The sequence below is a fragment of the Serratia sp. 1D1416 genome, from assembly GCF_003641105.1.
GTDB classification, from domain to species: domain Bacteria; phylum Pseudomonadota; class Gammaproteobacteria; order Enterobacterales; family Enterobacteriaceae; genus Serratia; species Serratia ficaria.
In genome coordinates, this window is the sequence record NZ_CP032738.1 from 3100293 (window position 1) to 3119978 (window position 19686).

Genomic DNA, 19686 nt, shown 5'->3' on the forward strand with positions numbered 1-19686 from the left:
GGCGATACGGGTGCGTATAATTTTTATAGGGTTAAATCACCGGTGTTGGCGGACTACCTACAGGTAAGGCCTGACCCAATCGAGCCCGGCGGCGGTATCGGCGCGCGGCCGGTATTCGCAACCGACCCAGCCCTGATAACCGAGGGCGTCCAGCTGGGCGAACAGCCAGGGATAATTCAGCTCGCCGTCGTCCGGCTCATGGCGCTCCGGCACCGAGGCTATCTGGATATGCGCGTAGCGCCCGGCCAGCGAGTTCATCAGCCCGCTGATATCGCCATCCACCAACTGAGCGTGGAATACGTCAAACTGGATAAACAGGTTCGGGCGGTCGACCGCCGCCGCCAGCTCCGCCGCCTGATGCTGGCTGGAGAACAGATAGCCGGGCTTGACCTGCGGGCTGAGGGCCTCAATCAGCACCTTGATCCCATGCTGGGCGAAGGCGTCGGCGGCATACCGGAGGTTGCCGATAAAGACGTCGCGGTAGCGCCGGCGGTCTTCGCCCGGCGGAACAACGCCGGCCATCACGTGCACGCAGGGGCAACCCAGGGCAATGGCGTAGCTCAACGCGCGGTCGATATCGGCGCGCGCGTCCCGTTCGCGGCCCGGCAGCGCCGCCAATCCCCACTCGCCGGCGGCCGCATCCCCCGGCGCGGTGTTGAACAGCACCTGCCGCAGGCCGTTGTCGCGCAGCTTTTCCGCCAGCAGTTCGGCCGGATATTCATAGGGAAATAAAAACTCCACCGCTTTGAAACCCTGCGCGGCGGCGGCTTCGAAGCGCGCGAGGAAAGGCACTTCGTTAAACATCGTCGATAAATTGGCGGCAAATTTAGGCATGATTCAGCTCCGTAACTCGGCTATTTCGTCATCGGTCAAATAACGTATCGGGCGGTCGCCGAGGGTGAAAATCAGCTTCGCCGCATCTTCCATCTCTTCGGCGTTGTCCGCCGCCGCGCGCAGATCCTTGCCGGTCACCACCGGCCCGTGATTGGCCAGCAGAAAGGCGCGGTGATTCGGCGCCAGCCTGGCCAGATCCTCCGCCAGCCGCAGATCGCCGGGCCGATAGTAGGGCACCACCGGCACTTTGCCGACCCGCATCACCACGTAGGGCGTGAACGGCTTGATGGCGTTTTCGCTGTCCAGCCCCCGCAGGCAAGAGAGGGCGGTGAGGTAGGTACAGTGCAGATGCACCACCGCTTTGCATTCCGGGTTGTTCAGATAGAGCGCACGGTGAAAGCTGATCTCCTTCGACGGTTTGTCGCCGGACAGCCAGTCGCCGTTCAGGCTGACCTTGGACAGCCGCTCGGCCTGCAGTTCGCCCAGGCAGGAGCCGGTCGGCGTCGCCAGCAGCGTGCCGTCCGCCAGCAGCAGCGACAGATTGCCGGCGGAGCCGGTGGCGTAACCGCGCTGAAAGAACGAGGCGCCGAGGCGCACCATCTCTTCGCGCGCCTGCTGTTCGGGGGTTGATGTCATACTGGAAACTCCGTTTGCGCCCGGGCGAAGAAGTTTTCGTCGCCGAAATTACCCGATTTAAGGGCCAGTGAAACCGGTTGTCCGATGGCGCGCACCCAGGGCACGCCGGGAGAAATGCCGGGGCCGATATGAAAACCGCCAATGCCGAGCGCCTGCGTCACCACGCCGGAGGTTTCGCCGCCGGCGACGATAAAGCGGCTGAACCCCCGCTGCCGCAGCCGTTTCACCAGCTCGGCGAACAGGGCTTCCACCGCCTGGCTGGCGGCGGCGCCGTATTGCCGCTGCGTCTGTTGCAAGGCCTCCGGCGCGGCGGTGGCGTACAGCAGCGGGGCGAGGGCGTCGGCCGCGTGGCGCTGCGCCCATTCCGCCAGCTCTTCGGCGTAGGCGGCGCGATCGGTTTCGTTCAGACAGCGCGTTACCTCCAGCGCCTGCGCCGTCGCCTGCTGACGATAACGCGCCACCTGCCGCTGGGTCATGGTGGAGCAGGAGCCGGACAGCACCACCGCTTTCGCGCCCTGCGGCGCGCCGGCGGCCTGCGCCGATTTGTCTGCTGGCCGCGCCGCGTGGCGGGCGATGCCGATCGCCAGGCCAGAGCCGCCGGTCACCAGCTTCATGGTTTTCAGCGCTTCGCCCTGGGTCAGCAGATGTTGCTCGTTGAGCGTATCCAGCACCGCATAGCGCACGCCCTGCTGCGCCAGCCGCCGCAGTTTTTCACTCACCGCTTCCGCGCCGCGGTCCATCTCGGCCGCGCTCACCAAACCGCAGCGCCCCGCGGCCTGCGCCTCCATCAGCCGCAGCAGATTGCTGTCGGTCATCGGCGTGACCGGATGATGGCGCATGCCGGATTCCGACAGCAGCTGCTCGCCGACGAACAGATGGCCCTGATACACCGTCCGGCCGTTCACCGGCAGCGCCGGCGAGATCACCGTCAGATTTTCGCCCAGCGCGTCGAGCAGCGCATCGGTCACCGGGCCGATATTGCCCTGCGCGCTGCTGTCGAAGGTGGAGCAGTATTTGAAGTAGAACCGCCGGCAACCTTGCTTTTGCAGCCAGGCCAGCGCCTGCAGCGATTGTTCTACCGCCTGGGCCGCCGGGCAGGAGCGAGATTTCAGGCTGATGACCACCGCCTGCGCGTCGGGCGGAGCCTCATCCTGCGGCACGCCGTTGAGCTGCACCGTCGGCAGGCCGTTCTCCACCAGAAAACTGGCGATGTCGGTGGCGCCGGTAAAGTCGTCCGCTATGATGCCGAGCTGCATCAGAGATCCTCCTTCTTCTGTGGCAGGTCGATGCCGGAAAAGATCTTGATCACCGCGCTGTCGTCTTCTTTACCGTAGCCTGCGTTGCTGGCGGCGGTAAACATGGTGAAGGCGGTGGAGGCCAGCGGCAGCGGGAAATGCAGCGCTTTGGCGGTGTCCGCCACCAGGCCCAAATCCTTGACGAAGATATCAACCGCCGATTTCGGCGCATAGTCGCCGTCGACCACGTGGCGCATGCGATTCTCAAACATCCAGGAATTGCCGGCGGCGTGGGTCACCACGTCATACATCACGTCGAGAGGAATGCCGGCGCGCGCGGCCAGCGCCATGGCCTCCGCCCCGGCGGCGATGTGCACCCCCGCCAGCAGCTGGTGAATGATTTTCACCGTCGCGCCCAGGCCAATGTCTTCGCCGATGCGGTAGACCTTGCCGGCGATGGCGTCCAGCACCGGCTGCAGCCGGTCGAAGGCGGCCTCGGCGCCGGAGGCCATCACCGTCAGCTGGCCCTCCTCCGCCTTGAGCGCGCCGCCGGATACCGGCGCGTCCAGCATATGCAGCCCCAGGGGCTTCAGCTGTTGCTCTATCTGTTTGGCATCGTCGGCGGAAAGGGTGGACGAGACCATCAGGGGGATGCCGGGTTTGAGCCGGGGCGCCAGGCCGCGCTCGCCAAACAGGATCTGTTTCACCTGGGCGGCGTTAACCACCAATAGCAACACCGCATCCAGTTCGGCGGCGAAGGCGTCGGCGCTGGTCGCCGCCTGCGTGGCGCCGGCCTGCCGCAGCGCCGCCAGCGCCTGGGGGTTAAGATCGACGCCGTAGGTGGTCAGCCCGGCGCGGATGCACGACTTCGCTGCGCCCATGCCCATCGCGCCCAGCCCGATCACGCAAACTGAATATTGCCCTGGCACTGTCATGTCATACCTCTGTTAATTTTAGTGATAATTTGTTTTGTTGTGTTAAATGTAAGCGCTTTTGTGGCGCTTATCCGCGATCGTCATCACAATAATTAACAATCAAAAATAACACGCACCGTTTCGCTCGCAGAGGAGTTTTTATTTATTTCTTTAACTTACATGGTATTAAGAATGCAGCCATCACGCTTCGCCGCTTCGCTGCCCGAATAATTATCGCTGTCGCCGAACGAAAATTGACGTAAAATCACAATTATTATCACTGCGGCACGGAGAGGGAACCTTGATACCTGTAGAACGCCATCAACAAATTCTAGCGCTGGTGTCCGAACGCGGCGTGGTGAGCATAGCCGAATTAACGGAACGGCTGGGGGTATCGCACATGACTATCCGCCGGGATCTGCAAAAGCTGGAGGAGCAGGGGGCGGTGCTGGCGGTGTCGGGGGGCGTGCAGTCGGCGGAGCGGGTGGCGACCGAGCCTTCCCATCAGACCAAGGAAGGGCTGTTCAGCCGGCAAAAGGCCGCTATCGGCCAACTGGCGGCGCGGCAGATCCCGCCCAACAGCTGCGTTTATCTGGATGCGGGCACCACCACGCTGGCGCTGGCCAAGCACATCAGCGAACGCGAGGATCTGACGGTGGTGACCAATGACTTCGTGATTGCCGGGTTCCTGATCGAGCACAGCCAATGCCGGATCATTCACACCGGCGGCACCGTCTGCCGCGAAAACCGTTCCTGCGTCGGTGAAGCGGCGGCGCAGGCGTTGCGCGGGCTGTTTATCGATTTGGCGTTTATTTCCGCCTCGTCCTGGAGCATGCGCGGCCTGTCGACGCCGAACGAAGACAAGGTGATGGTCAAGAAGGCGATTGTCGAAGCCAGCCGGCGCTGCATTCTGCTCAGCGATACCTCGAAATACGGCAAGATAGCCACCTACCTGGCGCTGCCGATCGCCGCGTTCGACGCCATCATTACCGACGACGGCCTGCCCGCCGCCGCGCGCGAGGCGATTTCGCAGGCGGATATTACGCTGATGACGGCGGGGGAATAGAGGGAAAAAACAGGCGGCGATAAGGTCGATTTGACGGTGGAGCGGCGGATAAGCGGCCCGCCCCATTGCCGTTCGCCGCCGACGGCGGCGGCGCAAAACTAAATGCCGCTGAACCAGTTATAGCCCTGATCTTCCCAGTAGCCCCCCGGGTTGACGTCGCTGACGAAAATGGCGGCGATGTGCTTGGCGTTCTTGAACCCCAGCTTGGTCGGCACCCGCAGGCGCAGCGGATAACCGTAATCCGCCGGCAGCGGCTTGCCGCCGAAGTCCAGCGCCAACAGGGTCTGCGGGTGCAGCGCCGTCGCCATGTCGATGCTGGAGTAGTAGCGATCGGCGCACTTGAAGCCGACGTAGCCGGCGGTCAGGTCCGCGCCGACGTGCTGCAGAAAAGTGCGCAGCGGTACGCCGGCCCACTGGCCGATGGCGCTCCAGCCCTCGATGCAGATCAATCGGGTGATCTGGCTTCGCTGCGGCAGCCGCTGCAGCTGTTCCAGCGTCCAGGGCGCTGGTTTCGCTACCTTGCCCGAGACCTCGAGCCGGTAACCGGCGAGATCGACCTCCGGCACGTTGTACTCGGGGTAAAAGGCGTTGAACGGAAAGGGGTCGGTGATCTGGTCGGGCCGGTAGGTTTGCGCCAGCCGCTGGCCGCTGAACAACCACGCCTGCACCCGATCGTTCCAGCGCGACATGGCCCACAGCACTTTATCCACCTGATCGCCATCCTGCAGGTTGCAGCCGGTCAGCATGGCGATGCCGCCCAGCGTCAGTCCGGATCGCAACATCAAGCGGCGCTGCAGGTTCACTAACCGTTTCTTTTGCGCCGGTTCCAGGGTTGGCGCGGCGGGACGCGCTTTTTTCTCACTCATGCTTGCCTCCCGTGATCATCGCCCACAGCGTGCGCGGCACCAGGATCACCATCAAAAGGTGGATCACCACAAACAGGCCGATGCCGGCCATGGCGAAGAAGTGCACGTAGCGTGCGGTATCAAAGCCGCCGAACAGCGCCACCAGATGCTGCAGCTGCACCGGTTTCCAGATGGCCAGCCCCGAAAGCACCAGCAGCCCTCCCAGCGCCAGCACCCCGAGATACATCAATTTTTGAATGGCGTTATAGCGGCCCTGTCGGTGCTGCAGGCGCAGCGTCAGCGCCTGCAGGATATCGCGCCGCAGCGCGCCGGCGCCGAGCGGCAACAGGTCGCGGCGAAAATGGCCGCTGAACAGGCTCCACAGCAGATAGCACAGCGCGTTGAGCGCCAGCAGCCACATCACCGCCAGATGCCAGCCAATCGCGCCGCCCAGCCAGCCGCCGAGCGTCATCTGCGGCGGGAAGCGGAAACCGAACAGCGGCGAGGCGTTATAGATTTCCCAGCCGCTCATGAACATGCAGATCATGGCGAACAGGTTAACCCAGTGGGTAATACGGACCGGCCAGCGATGCGCCGGCCGCGGCGCGTTGGGGGTCATCATCGTCTCCCTGATTACATCGGCGGCACGGTGCCGTCTTTGCCGGCGGAAATGCGGGTGGCGACGCGTTGGCCCTGGGCGTCGGCGGCGGAGAACAGCACGATGTGCACGCCCGGCTTCAGCAGGCTGAGATCGCCCGGATCGAGGGTGACGATCGGCACGTCTTCCGGTACGGCGACGGTTTTCTGCTGGTTGCCATAATTGACGGTCAGCGTGCGGCCGTTGGATTTAACCAGCTTGCCGACGGTGCCGTTGGTCATGGTGTCCACCTTGCCGTCGGCCGATTCCCAGGCGGAATGCCCTTCGCCGGTGCCGCGCAGGCTGGCGGCGAACACGTGCACCTCCAGCGCCTTCAGGGTGCCGTCCGGCTGCGGCACCGCCGCGGTGCCGATAAAGCTGTCGGGTTTGATGTCGTCCAGCGTGGCTTTCGATACGCTCAGCACCTTGGTCTGCTGGTTAAGCTTGACGCTGATTTTTTCTCCCTTGCGGTCGGTGAGCTGCAGGCTGCTGTCGGACACCTGATCGATGGTGCCGCGCAGCGGCGCGATGACCTTGCCAGGCGCCTGAGCGGCGGCGGCCGCGCCGCTGCACAGCAGCAGGCTGGACAACAGTAAACCGGCGATACGATGACGGGTAATCATAAAGTTCTCCTTGAATGGGTTTGCCGCTTAAGCATGGTTGAACAATAGGGACAGCACCATGGCCGTTTGATGACATTAATGTCATCAAATTTGTCCGCCGAAACTGCTAGTATTTTTGCAGGCGTAACGAGGTGGCGAGCATGCGAATACTGGTGGTTGAAGACGATACCAGCACGGGGAATTACCTGAAGAAAGGGCTGGGTGAAGCGGGGTACAGCGTCGATCTGGCGCGCAACGGCACCGACGGGCTGTTCCGGGCGCTGGAGCATGGCTACGACGCCATCGTGCTCGACGTGATGCTGCCGGGGCTGGACGGCTGGCAAATCATCGAGGTGCTGCGCAAGAAAAGCGACGTGCCGATCCTGTTTCTGACCGCGCGCGACGGCGTGCAGGACCGCATTCACGGGCTGGAACTGGGCGCCGACGATTATCTGATCAAGCCGTTTTCCTTTACCGAGCTGGTGCTGCGTCTGCGCACTTTGCTGCGCCGCGGCCCGGTGCGCGAAGCTGACCATTACGCCATCGCCGATCTGCAGCTCGACGTGCTGCGCCGCAGGGCGGTGCGCCAGGAGGTGGTGATCCCGCTGACCAACAAGGAGTTCATGCTGTTGCACCTGCTGGTGCGGCGCGAGGGCGAAGTGCTGTCGCGCACGCTGATCGCCTCGCAGGTGTGGGACATGAACTTCGACAGCGACACCAACGTGGTGGACGTGGCGATCAAACGGCTGCGGGCCAAAATCGACCGGCCGTTCGACATCAAGCTGATTCATAGCGTACGCGGCATCGGCTATGTCTGCGAGCCGCGTTCATGAGGGGGCTGGCCCAACGCTGGCGCAGCCTGTCGCTGACGCTGCGCACCGCCGTGCTGTTCGCGCTGGTGGCGGCGCTGGTGGTGAGCGGCACCGGCTGGTATCTGTTCAGCGCCATGCGGCAGGAAATGACCCTGCGCAGCGATCTGCAGGTCACCGGGCGAGTGGAGTATTTTCGCCATTTGCTGAGCCAGCGCTTTCCCCTGGCCCGGCTTACCGCCAATACCGGCCTGTTTGAAAACATGCTGGGCAACGAACAGGACGTGCTGATTTTTCAGCATCCGGGGCAACAGCCGCTCATCAACGTCAATCCCGCCAGGCTGGCGCTGCCGCCTATAACGCCGACGCCGGCCGATCGGCCGCAGACGCTGGACGCGATGCGCGGCGGTGAAACCGAACGGGGCGTGCCGCTGCGCGCGGCCTCGGCGATGGTGCGGCTGGAGGACGGCAGCCTGCTGCAGATTTCCGCCGCGCACGTGATGGTCAACGAACAAAAGATGCTGGCGCGCTACCTGTGGCGCATCGTCGCCGCAGTGGCGGTGGCGTTTCTGTTGATCGCGCTGTTGGGGTACGGCGTGATGCGCCGGGGCCTGAGGCCGCTGTGGAAGATGGCGGCGCAGGCGGCGGTGATTACGCCCAACACGCTGTCTACCCGCCTGAGCGAGCAGGGCGCCCCGCAGGAGCTGCGGCAGCTGACCCGTTCGTTCAACGCCATGCTCGATCGCCTGAATGCGGGCTACCAGCGGCTGACGCAGTTCTCCGCCGATCTGGCGCATGAGATCCGCACGCCGGTCGGGGCGCTGATGGGGCACTGTCAGGTGGCGCTGTATCAGCCGCGCAGCGTGGAGGAGTACGAAACCCTGTTGTCGAACAACATGGAGGAGCTGGAGCGCATTTCACGCATGGTGGAGAACATTCTGTTTCTGGCGCGCGCCGGCGAAGCGCAGTCGGTATTGAACTGCAGCCGTCTCGACCTGGGGCAGGAGCTGCGGCGGGTCGCCGACTATTTTGAAGGGTTGGCGGAAGAGCGCGGCATGACCCTGAGCTGCGAAGGCGAGGGGACGCTGTGGGCGGATGGCATGCTGTTTCAGCGGGCGCTGAGCAATCTGGTGGCCAATGCGGTGCGCTATGCCGATGAAAACAGCCGGATACGGCTGTGGGTAGGCCGCGAAGCCGGCGCAACGGCGGTGCGGGTGATCAATCAGGGGCCGCCGTTAGCCGCCGCGCATCTCGACAAGCTGTTCGACAGGTTCTACCGCGCCGACCCCGCCCGCAGCGCCGGCGTTCACGCCAGCGGGCTGGGGCTGTCGATCGTGCGCGCCATCATGACGCTGCACGGCGGCGAGGTCAGCGCCGAATGCATCGCCGGCGCACCCTCGGCGCGCATCACCTTTAGCCTGATATTCCCCCGGGCCGATTAATCCTTCGCTGAACAGCGGCATCGATTAACGCGACGGAATGGCGAAGCGGAAGCAGGCGCCTTTTTGCGCCTGCTCGACCAGCTGAATGTCGCTGCCGTGCAGTTGCAAAATGCGCCGTACGATCATCAGCCCCAGCCCGCCGGCATGACGGCGCGCGCCGCTCAGGATCGACGGCCGCACGAACAGGTCGGCGCGCAGCGCCTGCGGAATGCCGGGGCCGCTGTCGTTAACCTGCACCAGCACCCGGTCTCGCTGCTGCCACAGACGCACGCCGATCTCGCCACCCTGCGGCGTATGGCGAATGGCGTTGTCCAGCAGGTTGGTCAGCACCCGTTCGATCATGCTCAGATCGGCGAACACCGGCGGAATGCCCGGGGCGATATCGGCGCGCAATCGCTGATGCCGCGCCTCGGCCGCCAGCTCGAACTTCTGGAACACGTCCTGCACCAGCTCGCTGAGCGAAAACGGCTCTTTCTGCGGCTTGACCGCGCCGTACTCCAGCCGCGCCAGTTCGAACAGCGCCTGCGCCAGTTTGCCCACCTTGCGGCTTTGCGCCAGCGCGGTCTCCAGGTAGCGTCGGCGATCGTTCTCGCTCAGGCTGGCCGATTTTACCGACAGCGTTTCCAGATAGCCGTGCAGCGAGGTGAGCGGGGTGCGCAGATCGTGAGAAATATTGGCGATAAATTCGCGCCGCTGCTGGTCCTGCTGCGACAGCGTCTGCCACTGTTCGGCGATGCGCAGCGCCATGCTGCGAAACGCCTGTTGCAGCTGGCTTACCTCGTCGCGCCCCGCCGCGACGGCCGGCTGAGCGGCATAGGCCTGCACCGCGGCGATGCCGCCGCTGTCCAGGGCGCTGACCTGGCGGGTCAAACGGCGGATCGGCCGCGTCACCCAGCGGAAGGCGAAAGCGCCGGCCAGCAGGACGAACAGCACCATCACGCCCGATGACCACAGCGCCATGTGAACCGCCGAGCTGAACTGGGCGTTGCTGGCCAACGCGGTATAATCCTCGCCGAGCAGCACCACATACAGATAGCCTTCAATCTGGCCGTTGACCTTCAGCGGCGCGGCGCTGAACACTTTTTTGCCGGCGGGGCTGCGCGGATCGTCGCCGTACACCGGCATGCGCGCGCCGTCGAGCAGCGCCTGCAGCGGCAGCAGATCGACCTTTTGCCGTTTCAGGCGGCCTTGCGGCGCGGCGTTGCCGATGATGTGGCCCTGTTTATCGAGCAGGTAGACCTCGACGCTCGGATTCACCGCCATCAGCTGATCGAACAGGGTATGCACCGACTGCGGGTTCAGGCCGTCCCGGCCCAGCAGCGGGTTGCTGGCGGCGATGTGCTGCGCCAGGTTGCCGGACAGCCGCTGGATCACCGCCTGGCTGTATTGGGTGCTGCTGCGCACCTGCATCCAGCCGGAAAAGGCGCAGCTGATCACCATCAACAGCGTGAAGATCAGCGTCAGGCGTTGCGCTAAGGTAAGATTTTTCATGGTTCACTCTTGCGGCGCGGCCGCGAATTTATAGCCCATGCCCCACACCGTGAGGATGCGCTCGGGTTCCGCCGGGTTGCTCTCTATTTTGATGCGCAGCCGGTTGATATGGGTGTTCACCGTATGCTCGTATCCCTCGTGCCGATAGCCCCACACCTGGTTCAGCAGGCTGAGGCGCGAAAACACCTTGCCCGGATGGCGGGCGAAGAAATACAGCAGGTCGAACTCGCGCGGCGTCAGATCGACGGACTGCTGATTCAGCTGCACCTCGCGGGCGATCGGGTCGATGGTCAGCCCGTCGAAACTCAGCGTGCCGGCGTCCATGCGCAGGTTGCGGCTCATCGCTTCCTGACGGCGAAACAGCGCCTTGACCCGCGCCACCAGCTCCAGCATCGAGAAGGGCTTGGCCAGATAGTCGTCGGCGCCCAGCTCCAGCCCCAGCACGCGGTGCACCTCGCTGGAGCGCGCGCTGGTGATGATGATCGGCGTATAGCGCGTCATGTTGCGCGCCCGGCGGCAGATCTCCAGCCCGTCGACGCCGGGCAGCATCAGATCGAGGATCAGCGCGTCCCAGCCGCCCTGTTCCAGCATCCTCATGCCCAGGTTGCCGTCGGCGGCGTGGCTGATGTCATAGCCTTCGTCGCGCAGATGCAGCTGCAGCAGCTCGGCGATGTCGCCGTCATCTTCAACGATCAAAATTCTCTTCGCTTTTTCCATCTTTCCCCGCCGCTGATTGCCTGATCCTCTCTGAAGTCTACACAAGCGCCGCGGGGGGGTTATCACATTTTATTTAACTTTGCGTGAGGTCTTGGGGAACAAATCCGCGGAATACTTCGCTCATCGCAACCTTGGCCGCCGGGAGAACACCATGAGCATGTCCGTTACTCAGACCACGCCGCCGATCGTGCATCCGCGGTGGCTGCGGTTGACGCACTGGCTGAATGCGCTGGCGATGCTGATCATGGTCACCAGCGGCTGGCGCATCTACAACGCATCGCCGCTGTTCAACTTCAGCTTTATCAACGAGCTGACGCTCGGCGGCTGGTTGGGCGGGGCGCTGCAGTGGCACTTTGCCGGCATGTGGCTGTTTGGCGTTAACGGGCTGTGCTACCTGTTGATCAACCTGTGCAGCGGCCGTTTCAAGCGCCGCTTCTGGCCGCTCAGCCCCGGACGCTTTTTCGCCGACCTGGCGGCGGCGCTGCGCGGCCGGCTGCGGCACGCCGACCCGCGCCATTACAACATGGTGCAGCGCGCGGCCTACCTGTTCGCGATGGCCGACAGCGTGCTGCTGGCGCTTTCCGGCCTGGTGCTGTGGAAGTCGGTGCAGTTCCCGCTGCTGCGCGAGCTGCTCGGCGGCTACGAGGCGGCGCGTTATATCCACTTTTTCGCCATGTCGGCGCTGGTGGGGTTTGTGGTGATCCATCTGGTGATGGTGGCGCTGGTGCCCCGCACCTTGCTGGCCATGCTGCGTGGGCGTTAAGGAGATGACGATGAAAACCGATAAGCCCTCTGTCACCCTGAGCGAAGGCCAGGCGATCGTCAAAGAGGCGCAGCGGCTGCTGGGGGCTTCGTCGCGCCGCCGCTTTTTGCGCAACGGCCTGACGCTGGGCGGGGTGGCGATGCTCACCGGCTGTGACCTCAGCGGCAACGCCAGCGTCGAACAGGCGCTGAGCCGCATTTCCGGCTTCAACGATCGGGTGCAGGGGTGGCTGTTCAACGCCGACCGGCTGGCGCCGGTGTACCCGGAATCGATGATCACCCGGCCGTTTCCGTTCAACGCCTTCTACGGCGAAGAGGATGCACCGGAGATCGACGGCGACGATTATCGGCTGCAGGTGGCCGGGCTGGTGCTGGACAAACGCGACTGGACGCTGGCGCAGCTGCATCGCATGGCGCAGATAGAGCAGGTGACGCGCCATATCTGCGTCGAAGGCTGGAGCGCCATCGGCAAGTGGGGCGGGGTGCCGTTCGCGGCGTTTCTCAAGGCGATCGGCGCGGACCTGCAGGCCCGCTACGTCGGCTTTAAATGCGCCGACGACTACTACACCAGCATCGATATGGCCACCGCGCTGCATCCGCAGACCATTATGGCGTTGACCTACGACGGCCGGATCCTGCCGCGCAAATACGGTTATCCGATGAAGCTGCGCATGCCGACCAAGCTGGGCTACAAGAACCCGAAACACATACAGGTCATCGAGGTCACCAATCGCTTCCCCGGCGGCTATTGGGAAGACCAAGGTTACAACTGGTTTGGCGGCAGCTGACGGCGGCCGCAAACCTTCCCCGACACCTCAGGTGTCTTTTACCCGCAAGAAGGAAATACCATGAAAAAGTTATTCGCAATGATGATATGCAGCGCGTTGATGTTGGGCGTAGCCGGCGCCAATGCCGCAGACGGCATGGGCAAGGACGCGATGAAGAAGGACGGCATGAGCCAGATGTCGCACGACGGCATGGCGAAAGACGGCATGAAAAAGGATGCCATGAAGAAAGACTGCATGGGTAAAGACTGCATGAAGAAGGATCACATGGGCAAGGAGGCGATGAAAAAGGACGGCATGAAAAAGGACGAAATGAAAAAGGATGCGATGGGGCAGTAATAAAAAAGGCGCAGTTTAAACAACTGCGCCTTTCGGCCGTGCCTGCGCCTGTTACATATCCGGGAAGGTCAGGGTGTTGCCCGGCGCTTCGCGGTGAATATGCAGGAAGTTCAGGTGTTTCTCGTACTGGTCGAGAATGTCGCCAATCACCTGTTCTTTGCTGTAGTCCATCAGGTCGTTGCCCTGGGTGCCTTCCATCAGGAAGGTTTCCAGCCGGTAGTAGTGCGATTTGCCGGAGCGGGCGCGGTAGGTGAAGCCCGGCACCGAGTAACGCATCGGCCAGATCTGGTAGATGAAGTTCTGCTCCTCGCCCAACCGCACCAGCAGTTCCAGGTGGTTCAAACGCTCATCTTCCGCCGGCGGCACCTCGGTGAACTCCACCTTCGCGCCGCGCAGCTCCAGCTCGCGCGCCACGTCCTGCATCGCCGGGCGGCACACTTTATCCAGCATCTTCTGCGTGTACTGCGTGCCCGGGTAGTTCATCACCCGCGACAGGCGCTGTTTCCAGTTCAGCACGTCGTGGCTGGAAACCGGCACCGGCGCCAGGGTGCTGAGCGCGCTGGCCCTGCGGTAGTCCTCGACCCGCAGCGATTTGTACAGTCCGGCCATCACGAAGAAGATCACGAAGCTGAACGGCAGGCCCATGATCACCGTGGTCTTCTGCAGCGCGGGCACGCCGTCGGTCATCAGCATGCCGATGGTCAGCAGGCCGATCGCCACCGACCAGAAAATCCGCAGCCAGTTCGGCGCGTCGTTATTGATGTCGGCCAGGCGCGAGGTGAAGTTGCCCAATACCAGCGAGCCGGAGTCCGCCGAGGTGACGTAGAACAGCAGGCCGGTGATGGTGGCCACCGAGGCGCTGAAGGTGAAGCCCGGGTACTGCGCCAGCAGGCTGTAGAAGCCGCGCTCCGGGTACTGCATCACTTCCTGGGCGAATTCGGCGTTGCCGTGAATGATCTGGTACAGCGCGCTGTTGCCGAAGATCGACAGCCACAGCAGGGTGAACACGAACGGAATGATCAGCGTGCCGACCACGAACTGGCGAATGGTGCGGCCGCGTGAAATACGCGCCAGGAACAGGCCGACAAACGGCGACCAGGCCACCCACCAGGCCCAGAAGAACAGGGTCCAGTTGTTCATCCATTCCACCGGGCGATCGAAGGCGAAGCTGTTGAGCGTCATGCCCATAAAGCGGTTGATGTAATCGCCGACGTTGAGCACCAGCGCGTTCAGCAGGAACTCGGTGTCGCCGAAGAACAACACGAACAGGATCAGCCCCAACGCCAGCAGCACGTTCAGCTCGGACAGGATGCGGATGCCCTTATTGACGCCGGAAGTCACCGAGATGGTGGCCATGATCACCGACAGCAGGATCAGCGAACCTTGCACCGTCAGATTTTCCGGCACCTGGAACAGCACCTTCAGGCCGTAGTTCAGCTGCACCACGCCGATGCCCAGGGTGGTGGCGATGCCGAAGATGGTGCCCAGCACCGCAGCGATATCCACGCTGTGGCCGATCGGGCCGTTAATGCGCTTGCCGAAGATCGGGTACAGCGCCGAGCGGATGGTCAGCGGCAGGTTGTAGCGGTAGCTGAAGTAGCCGAGGGCGATGCCCATCAGCGCGTACATCGACCAGCCGGTGAGGCCGTAGTGGAACAGCGTCCACACCATGGCCTGGCGCGCGGCCTCGAGCGTTTGCGCGTCGCCCTCCGGCGGCATCATGTACTGGGTCACCGGTTCGGCGACCGAGAAGAACATCAGGTCGATGCCGATGCCGGCGGCGAACAGCATCGCCGCCCAGCTCATCAGGCTGAATTCCGGTTTGGATTGCTCAGGCCCGAGCTTGATGGAGCCGAAGCGCGAGGCGGCGATAAACACCACGAACACAATGTACAGGGTGGCGGCCAGCAGGTAGTACCAACCGAAGGTGGTCGACACCCAATTCAGGGTTCGGGTGATCCAGCGCCCGGAGAAGTCGGTGAAAAAGATGGTCATCAGCGAGAAGGCCAGGATCAGCCCCGCCGACGTGAAGAAAACCACAGGGTTGAGGCGATCCTGCTGCGGTTTTGAGGAGGTTTCGCGTGTTGTCATCGTCATCCTCTGATCTGAGTAAAATCGTGTTCGCACCCTAACCTGAACGACGCGCAGGCGTCGCCCGGAAAAAGCGCGAATAAAGGCGGCGGCAACCATCATTCTGCTTGCCAAATATTGCCGCTTTGCCTGTTAACGAAACAAGAAACTGTTTCGTGGCGGGAACCGCTTACGGCCACTGATTTTGGTCAGATTCGTTAATTACCTCACAAAAATCAGCCAGTTCCACAACCGAAAAGTACAAAATTGTAACCAGGCGGCAATAAAATATATGCAATTTTTATTGAACGTTCAATCAAAAAAAAGTTTAATAGTTCTCATGAAGACCTGATTCAGCAGGTGGAACGGCAGCGAAATCCACCCGATGAGATAAGGCCGAAGTCGGTTTTGTGAGAGTCGAATTATGCCAAAGGTAGGAATGCAGCCAATCAGAAGGCAGCAGTTGATTGATGCCACGCTGGCCGCAGTAAACGAAGTGGGTATGCACGACGCCACCATCGCGCAGATAGCGCGCCGGGCAGGCGTTTCCAACGGTATCATCAGTCATTATTTCAAGGACAAGAACGGCCTGCTGGAAGCCACGATGCGCTATTTGATCAGCCATCTGGGCGAAGCGGTGAAATTGCGGCTTCAGGCATTGCACGACCACAGCCCGGCGTCACGGCTGCTGGCGATAGTCGCCGGCAACTTTGACGACAGCCAGATCAACAGCGCGGCGATGAAAACCTGGCTGGCCTTTTGGGCCAGCAGCCTGCATCAGCCGCAGCTCAATCGGCTGCAGCAGGTCAACGGCCGCCGACTGTATTCCAACCTGTGCGCCGAGTTCCGGCGCGCGCTGCCGCAACCGCAGGCGCGGCTGGCGGCGAAAGGGCTGGCGGCGTTGATCGACGGCCTGTGGCTGCGCAGCGCGCTGCGCGGTTCGGCGTTTAACCAGGCGCAGGCGATCGCGCTCACCACCGACTACATTCAGTTTCAACTCCGGGGGCAGACGCCACCCTGAGGACAACCCAAGGAGATCCTATGTCCCGTTTTGGCTTGCAGAAGCTCTATATCAATGGCGCTTATGTAGACAGTACCGATGGAAAAACTTTCAACGCGGTGAACCCGGCGAATGGCGAAGTGCTTGCCGAGGTCCAGTCCGCCAGCGCTGAAGACGTCAACCGTGCGGTTGCCAGCGCGGCCAGCGGACAAAAGGTGTGGGCGGCGATGACGGCGATGGAGCGTTCGCGCATCCTGCGCCGCGCGGTAGACATTCTGCGCGAACGCAACGACGAGCTGGCGGCGCTGGAAACCCTGGATACCGGCAAGGCGATGGCGGAAACCACCGCGGTGGACATCGTCACCGGCGCCGACGTGCTGGAATACTACGCCGGCCTGATCCCGGCCATCGAAGGCCAGCAGATCCCGCTGCGCGACACCTCCTTTGTCTATACCCGCCGCGAGCCGTTGGGCGTGGTGGCCGGTATCGGCGCCTGGAACTACCCGATTCAAATCGCGCTGTGGAAATCCGCGCCGGCGCTGGCGGCGGGCAACGCGATGATTTTCAAACCGAGCGAAGTCACTTCGCTGACGGCGCTGAAGCTGGCGGAAATCTACACCGAGGCCGGTCTGCCGGACGGCGTGTTCAACGTGGTGACCGGCAGCGGCGCGGAAGTGGGCCAGTACCTGACCGATCATCCGGGCATCGCGAAAGTGTCCTTCACCGGCGGGGTGAAAACCGGCAAGAAGGTGATGGCCAACGCTTCCGGCTCGACGCTGAAAGAAGTCACCATGGAATTGGGCGGCAAATCCCCCTGATCGTCTTCGACGACGCCGATCTGGATCGCGCCGCCGACATCGCCATGATGGCCAACTTCTACAGCTCAGGCCAGGTGTGCACCAACGGCACCCGGGTGTTCGTGCCGGCCGCGCTGCAGGCGCAGTTTGAGGCGAAAATTCTCGAACGCGTACGGCGCATCCGCCTGGGCGACCCGACCGATCCGCAAACCAACTTCGGGCCGCTGGTCAGCTTTGCCCATATGGAGTCGGTGCTGCGCTTTATCGAGAGCGGCAAGAACGGCGGCGCGCGCCTGCTGTGCGGCGGTGAACGCGTGACCGAGGGCGACTTCGCCAAGGGCGCCTACGTGGCGCCGACGGTGTTCAGCGACTGCAGCGACGACATGGAAATCGTGCGCGAAGAGATCTTCGGCCCGGTGATGAGCATTCTCAGCTACCAGACGGAAGAAGAGGTGGTGCGCCGCGCCAACGACACCACCTTCGGCCTGGCCGCCGGTCTGGTGACCAACGATCTGACCCGCGCGCACCGCGTGATCCACCAGCTGGAGGCCGGCATCTGCTGGATCAACACCTGGGGCGAATCGGCGGCGGAAATGCCGGTGGGCGGCTACAAGCAGTCCGGTGTCGGCCGCGAGAACGGCCTGGCGACGCTGGAACACTACACCCAGATTAAATCGGTGCAGGTCGAGCTGGGCGATTACGCCTCGGTATTTTAACTATCCCCGTCGTCTTTCAAACTACAGCGTTGTTGGCTGCGAGCGCAGACCCCAGTCACTTACTTGAGTAAGCTCCTGGGGCTCTGCGCCCTTGTCGCCTAGCTGTAACTCGAAATCCATAGGGGATATATCCTTTTTTGCATCTAAAACTGCCTTGATATATTCAGCATGCGGAATTCAAGCCATTCGCATCATTCAGGCATACGAATATTTAGGAGATAATCGATGGAATACGATTACATCATTATCGGCGCAGGTTCCGCCGGCAACGTATTGGCCACCCGTTTGACCGAAGACGCTGACGTCAGCGTACTGCTGCTGGAAGCCGGCGGCCCGGACTACCGGATGGATTTCCGTACTCAAATGCCGGCCGCGCTGGCATTCCCGCTGCAGGGCCGCCGCTACAACTGGGCGTATGAGACCGATCCTGAGCCGCATATGAACAACCGCCGCATGGAGTGCGGCCGCGGCAAGGGCCTGGGCGGCTCTTCGCTGATCAACGGCATGTGCTACATCCGCGGCAACGCGATGGATTTCGACAACTGGGCGAAGGCGCCGGGTCTGGAAGACTGGAGCTACCTCGATTGCCTGCCGTATTTCCGCAAGGCGGAAACCCGCGACATCGGCCCGAACGATTATCACGGCGGCGAAGGCCCGGTCAGCGTCACCACGCCGAAAGCCGGCAATAACGAACTGTTCCACGCCATGGTGGAAGCCGGGGTACAGGCGGGCTACCCGCGCACCGACGACCTGAACGGCTATCAGCAGGAAGGCTTTGGCCCGATGGATCGCACCGTGACGCCGAAAGGCCGCCGCGCCAGCACCGCCCGCGGTTATCTGGATCAGGCGCGCGCGCGTCCCAACCTGAAGATCGTCACCCATGCGCTGACCGATCACATTGTGTTCGACGGCAAGCGCGCGGTGGGGGTGAACTATCTGCAGGGCGACGGCAACCAGCCGATCCGCGCCACCGCGCGTCGCGAAGTGCTGCTGTGCGCCGGGGCCATCGCTTCGCCGCAGATCCTGCAGCGCTCCGGCGTCGGCCCGGCGGCCCTGCTGAAAAGCCTCGACATCAATCTGGTGCATGATTTGCCGGGCGTTGGCGAGAACCTGCAGGACCACCTGGAAATGTATCTGCAGTACGCCTGTAAAAAACCGGTGTCGCTGTATCCGGCGCTGCAATGGTTCAACCAGCCGAAGATCGGCGCGGAGTGGCTGTTCAACGGCACCGGCGTGGGCGCCAGCAACCAGTTCGAGGCCGGCGGTTTTATCCGCAGCCGCGAAGAGTTCGCCTGGCCGAACATTCAGTACCATTTCCTGCCGGTGGCGATTAACTACAACGGCAGCAACGCGGTGAAAGAGCACGGCTTCCAGGCGCACGTCGGCTCGATGCGTTCGCCGAGCCGCGGCCGAGTGCAGGTGAAATCGAAAGATCCGCGCCAGCATCCGAGCATCCTGTTTAACTATATGGCGACCGAGCAGGACTGGCAGGAGTTCCGCGACGCCATCCGCATCACGCGCGAAATCATGGCGCAGCCGGCGTTGGACGAATACCGCGGCCGCGAAATCAGCCCGGGGCCGGAGGTGCAGACCGACGAGCAGCTGGACGCCTTCGTGCGCGAACATGCCGAAACCGCTTTCCACCCGTCCTGCTCATGCAAAATGGGTGAAGACGAGATGGCGGTGGTCGACGGCCAGGGCCGGGTGCACGGCATGGAAGGGCTGCGGGTGGTGGATGCGTCGATCATGCCGTTGATCATCACCGGCAACCTGAACGCCACCACCATCATGATCGCCGAGAAGATCGCCGACCGCATCCGCCAGCGCGCCCCGCTGCCGCGCAGCACCGCCGACTACCATGTCGCCGGCGATGCGCCGGCGCGCAAGCAGTAACCGACATGCCCTCTCGCCGATGAGGGGGAGGGCCGCTGTAGCAAGCAACCCCTCTCCATATGCTCTTCCCCGAGGCGAGGGGGCAATTCATACCCG

18 protein-coding genes and 1 pseudogene are annotated in these 19686 nt (G+C 62.8%); 9 read left to right on the top strand and 10 right to left on the bottom strand.

The window, feature by feature from the left end; translation table 11 throughout:
- Window positions 1-57: 57 nt before the first annotated feature.
- From otnI to ltnD, 4 genes are read right to left on the bottom strand one after another with little or no spacing between them, the layout of a single operon-like run.
- On the bottom strand, window positions 58-834 hold the full coding sequence (gene otnI, locus D7I37_RS15085) for a 2-oxo-tetronate isomerase (protein WP_129543937.1): 777 nt from the start codon (window positions 832-834) through the stop codon (window positions 58-60).
- Window positions 835-837: 3 nt separating this feature from the next.
- On the bottom strand, window positions 838-1470 hold the full coding sequence (gene otnC / locus D7I37_RS15090) for a 3-oxo-tetronate 4-phosphate decarboxylase (RefSeq protein WP_061797595.1): 633 nt from the start codon (window positions 1468-1470) through the stop codon (window positions 838-840).
- Window positions 1467-2726 (bottom strand): 3-oxo-tetronate kinase, encoded by a 1260-nt coding sequence (otnK, locus tag D7I37_RS15095; protein WP_061797594.1) that lies wholly within the window; start codon window positions 2724-2726, stop codon window positions 1467-1469. Before otnK ends, otnC begins: the two co-directional genes overlap by 4 nt.
- On the bottom strand, window positions 2726-3640 hold the full coding sequence (gene ltnD, locus D7I37_RS15100) for an L-threonate dehydrogenase (RefSeq protein ID WP_061797593.1): 915 nt from the start codon (window positions 3638-3640) through the stop codon (window positions 2726-2728). The genes otnK and ltnD overlap by 1 nt, the downstream gene beginning before the upstream one ends.
- Window positions 3641-3920: 280 nt before the next feature.
- On the opposite strand from ltnD, the gene ygbI reads away from it, so the two are divergent.
- Window positions 3921-4685, top strand: coding sequence for a DNA-binding transcriptional repressor YgbI (ygbI, locus tag D7I37_RS15105; protein WP_061797592.1), 765 nt, complete (start codon window positions 3921-3923; stop codon window positions 4683-4685).
- 98 nt (window positions 4686-4783) lie between these two features.
- On the opposite strand, the gene D7I37_RS15110 is transcribed toward ygbI, so the two are convergent.
- Genes D7I37_RS15110 through D7I37_RS15120 form a run of 3 tightly spaced genes read right to left on the bottom strand, consistent with a single transcriptional unit; the run spans window position 4784 to window position 6790 of the window.
- Window positions 4784-5551: a molybdopterin-dependent oxidoreductase gene (locus tag D7I37_RS15110; RefSeq protein ID WP_061797591.1), complete on the bottom strand. Its 768-nt coding sequence runs from the start codon at window positions 5549-5551 to the stop codon at window positions 4784-4786.
- Window positions 5544-6149 carry a cytochrome b/b6 domain-containing protein gene (locus D7I37_RS15115; RefSeq protein WP_061797589.1) on the bottom strand — a complete coding sequence of 202 codons (606 nt, stop codon included), beginning with the start codon at window positions 6147-6149 and terminating at the stop codon, window positions 5544-5546. The genes D7I37_RS15110 and D7I37_RS15115 overlap by 8 nt, the downstream gene beginning before the upstream one ends.
- Window positions 6150-6163: 14 nt before the next feature.
- The gene (locus D7I37_RS15120; RefSeq protein ID WP_095096494.1) at window positions 6164-6790 is read right to left on the bottom strand and encodes a hypothetical protein; all 627 of its coding nucleotides are present in this window, start codon (window positions 6788-6790) and stop codon (window positions 6164-6166) included.
- Between the two features lie 140 nt (window positions 6791-6930).
- On the opposite strand from D7I37_RS15120, the gene D7I37_RS15125 reads away from it, so the two are divergent.
- Complete coding sequence (locus D7I37_RS15125) at window positions 6931-7602, top strand: heavy metal response regulator transcription factor (RefSeq protein WP_061797587.1); 672 nt, start codon at window positions 6931-6933, stop codon at window positions 7600-7602.
- The gene (locus D7I37_RS15130) at window positions 7599-9020 is read left to right on the top strand and encodes a heavy metal sensor histidine kinase (protein ID WP_061797586.1); all 1422 of its coding nucleotides are present in this window, start codon (window positions 7599-7601) and stop codon (window positions 9018-9020) included. The genes D7I37_RS15125 and D7I37_RS15130 overlap by 4 nt, the downstream gene beginning before the upstream one ends.
- 24 nt (window positions 9021-9044) lie before the next feature.
- Here the strand turns inward: D7I37_RS15130 and D7I37_RS15135 are convergent, their stop codons facing one another.
- Window positions 9045-10511, bottom strand: a complete 1467-nt coding sequence (locus tag D7I37_RS15135; RefSeq protein ID WP_061797585.1) for a HAMP domain-containing sensor histidine kinase — start codon at window positions 10509-10511, stop codon at window positions 9045-9047.
- 3 nt (window positions 10512-10514) lie between these two features.
- The gene (locus D7I37_RS15140) at window positions 10515-11228 is read right to left on the bottom strand and encodes a response regulator transcription factor (RefSeq protein ID WP_061797583.1); all 714 of its coding nucleotides are present in this window, start codon (window positions 11226-11228) and stop codon (window positions 10515-10517) included.
- Between the two features lie 151 nt (window positions 11229-11379).
- On the opposite strand from D7I37_RS15140, the gene D7I37_RS15145 reads away from it, so the two are divergent.
- From D7I37_RS15145 to D7I37_RS15155, 3 genes are read left to right on the top strand one after another with little or no spacing between them, the layout of a single operon-like run.
- Window positions 11380-11991, top strand: a complete 612-nt coding sequence (locus D7I37_RS15145; protein ID WP_095096498.1) for a cytochrome b/b6 domain-containing protein — start codon at window positions 11380-11382, stop codon at window positions 11989-11991.
- A gap of 10 nt (window positions 11992-12001) precedes the next feature.
- Complete coding sequence (locus D7I37_RS15150; RefSeq protein ID WP_061797581.1) at window positions 12002-12778, top strand: molybdopterin-dependent oxidoreductase; 777 nt, start codon at window positions 12002-12004, stop codon at window positions 12776-12778.
- Between the two features lie 60 nt (window positions 12779-12838).
- Entirely contained in the window at window positions 12839-13114 is a 276-nt protein-coding gene (locus D7I37_RS15155; protein ID WP_129543938.1) for a pentapeptide MXKDX repeat protein, read from the top strand.
- Window positions 13115-13165: 51 nt separating this feature from the next.
- Here the strand turns inward: D7I37_RS15155 and D7I37_RS15160 are convergent, their stop codons facing one another.
- Window positions 13166-15205, bottom strand: coding sequence for a choline transporter (locus D7I37_RS15160; protein ID WP_061797578.1), 2040 nt, complete (start codon window positions 15203-15205; stop codon window positions 13166-13168).
- 403 nt (window positions 15206-15608) lie between these two features.
- Between D7I37_RS15160 and betI the strand changes: the two genes are divergently transcribed.
- The 3 genes and pseudogenes from betI to betA all read left to right on the top strand — a co-directional run bounded on the left by betI (window position 15609) and on the right by betA (window position 19590).
- Window positions 15609-16205, top strand: a complete 597-nt coding sequence (gene betI, locus D7I37_RS15165) for a transcriptional regulator BetI (protein ID WP_061797577.1) — start codon at window positions 15609-15611, stop codon at window positions 16203-16205.
- A 20-nt stretch (window positions 16206-16225) separates the two neighbouring features.
- A pseudogene (gene betB / locus D7I37_RS15170) lies at window positions 16226-17697 on the top strand (betaine-aldehyde dehydrogenase).
- 225 nt (window positions 17698-17922) lie between these two features.
- The gene (gene betA / locus D7I37_RS15175) at window positions 17923-19590 is read left to right on the top strand and encodes a choline dehydrogenase (protein ID WP_061797575.1); all 1668 of its coding nucleotides are present in this window, start codon (window positions 17923-17925) and stop codon (window positions 19588-19590) included.
- Window positions 19591-19686: the final 96 nt, after the last annotated feature.